Here is a 2,223-nt window from a genome sequence, read left to right on the forward strand (position 1 = left end):
TAAATAATTTTTTAGTCATAGTTTTCTAATCAATCCAAAATTCTGGTTTTATATTACTACCTAATACTGTGCAGTCTCCACAAACTTTAGGCACCATTAAATAGGGGCCTTCAAGAGCGGCTTCATTTAAATTATTTTCGCTGTAATAAGTATAAGCTCCGCTATTTATCAAATCGGCCAAAGGTGATGCTTCAGAAAATGGATCATACAAAATAGGAGCAGCAAAATCACAATCGTAAGGATATTCAAAAGTTTTACCTGGAAAAACATCCGTAAAATTAAAGAATAGTCTTTTTTCTGATACAGTTGATACTTGAAAAAAGCCAATTGTTTTTTCGTTTTCATCATTGTTGGAACTTATATTGCCAGCAATAAAGCCCGGTTGTGACTGTGCAAAGACATTGTCTGAACTCGATAATCTTTTTAAGGTGTTAAAATAGTTGTAAGCTGATGGTGTTATAACAAATTGCTTTACTAAAATACTATAACGTTCAGCAATTTTAAAATCAGTATTTAACATAAAATTTACAGGAAAAACGACTTTATTTTCTTCTAAAGAAGCAGTTTCAGCAACTAAAATATCAGTAGAATTTAATGTTTTATAACAGTTTTTATTCTCTATTGTTTTAGCTTCTAAAGCAACTCTATAAGGCAAACGGTTAGAAACCACCACTAATTGTTGGTCAGACCATAAAGGAGGTGAAATTTTATAGGTTTCTTCGAACGTATATCTATAATAATTGGCGGATGTATTTGTACTACTACTTTCTACATATATTGCTACACCCTCTAATCCATCAGTCGAATTTTCTACATTGGTACTAAGTTCATTTATTTGGGATGATGCTGTTAATTCTTCTGGTGTTGAGCTGTACGTATTTCCATTTTGTGTTGAAATGTTTAGCGTATATGTAACATTGTTTGTTGCTTGAAAAGCAATCGAAGATTCATATTGTCCTGGAGAAACTTCGATAAAATTGTAAACAGTACCATTGTTATTTGAAATAGATACAGTTGCACCAGTTTCACTTTTTATAGAATTTTCATTTAGTTGAAATGTTCTAGATAGTTGAACCGTATGTTTTTTTAATTCATTTGTAATACTAGCTTCTACTACCAATAAATTATCAAAAGAAAGATTTTCAATTTCTATTGGTTCTACACAATTATAAAAGAATAAAAAGAGTAGTGCTTTTGTAAAATATGATTTTATAAGTTTCATCTTTTTAAAATTTAAAATTATAAGTAATAGTAGGGATAGGCGTAGAGAAAATTGAACTCTGATAAGCGTTAACTCCACCATTTTCGGTAACAAAAAATACGGCAAAAGGATTGTGTATTATACTGCTATAGGTTGACCTTTTTTCAAATGATTTTGCTAGTTCGGTCAAAAGTTATTTCCAATTTTTTTTCAGTGCCTTTTGAATGGGTCCAAAAAAATTAGAATAACTTTTTATTTTGTGCTTATATTTTAAGTTCATGTAAATTTACTTTATTTTTTCGATAGGGTTTGTATTTAATGTTAGGATTTGAATGTACCTCAGCAGGCTTTCTAAGATTTAGACTAAAATGTGTTCTTAGATTATTATAAATATATACAGCTTGATGAGTCATATCTTTTGCTATTGCAGTGTTTTTGATGGTTTGTTTTAAGCCATATTCGTATTTAAGTGTTCTATTAATACGTTCAGCGACAGCATTTTCATAAGGATCGTACTGTTCAGTCATACTCATTGTAATACCATTACTTTCGGCAAATTCGGTGTATTTAGGATTGCAGTATTGAAAACGTCTGTCAGAATGATGTATAAGTTTCTGGTTTGGATACTTTCTGTTATTAATAGCCATATTCAGCGCCTTTATACAAAGGGATGTTTTCATATGATTATCTAAGTTGTAACCCATGATCTGTTTAGAATAAGCATCAGTAACTATTGCTAAGTAGTTATGACCGTGTTGAGTTTTGATATAGGTAATATCGCTTACCCACAGTTGTTCAGGTCGAGTAGGGACTTTGTTTTTAACCAGATTTTTATATTTTTTGAACATGTGATTAGAATTAGTTGTTGTGATGTAATTTTTTGTTTTAGGAATCAAGAGATTATTGAGCCTTAGGAACCGATAGAATTTATCTCTGCCTATTTTGATATCTTGCTCGATAAATTCTTGTTTTAACTCCTTGTATAATTTGATTCCACCTGTTTTAGAGCCTACTTTTTTACG

Annotated in this window: 2 protein-coding genes; both read right to left on the reverse strand. The window is 30.5% G+C overall.

Annotated elements, in window-relative coordinates:
* Positions 1-25 precede the first annotated feature (25 nt).
* Positions 26-1,222 (reverse strand): DUF4249 domain-containing protein, encoded by a 1,197-nt coding sequence (locus ACTG3V_RS15475; RefSeq protein WP_439133071.1) that lies wholly within the window; start codon positions 1,220-1,222, stop codon positions 26-28.
* A gap of 242 nt (positions 1,223-1,464) precedes the next feature.
* The coding region (locus ACTG3V_RS15480; protein WP_439133072.1) for an IS3 family transposase at positions 1,465-2,223 on the reverse strand (759 nt) is incomplete at its 5' end.

The organism is Polaribacter sp. (assembly GCF_965660385.1).
Taxonomy (GTDB): Bacteria; Bacteroidota; Bacteroidia; order Flavobacteriales; family Flavobacteriaceae; genus Polaribacter.

Excerpts from the sequence above, each read along its gene's own strand:
- ACTG3V_RS15475 (WP_439133071.1), bottom strand. The coding sequence starts at position 1,222 with ATGAAACTTATAAAATCATATTTTACAAAAGCACTACTCTTTTTATTC.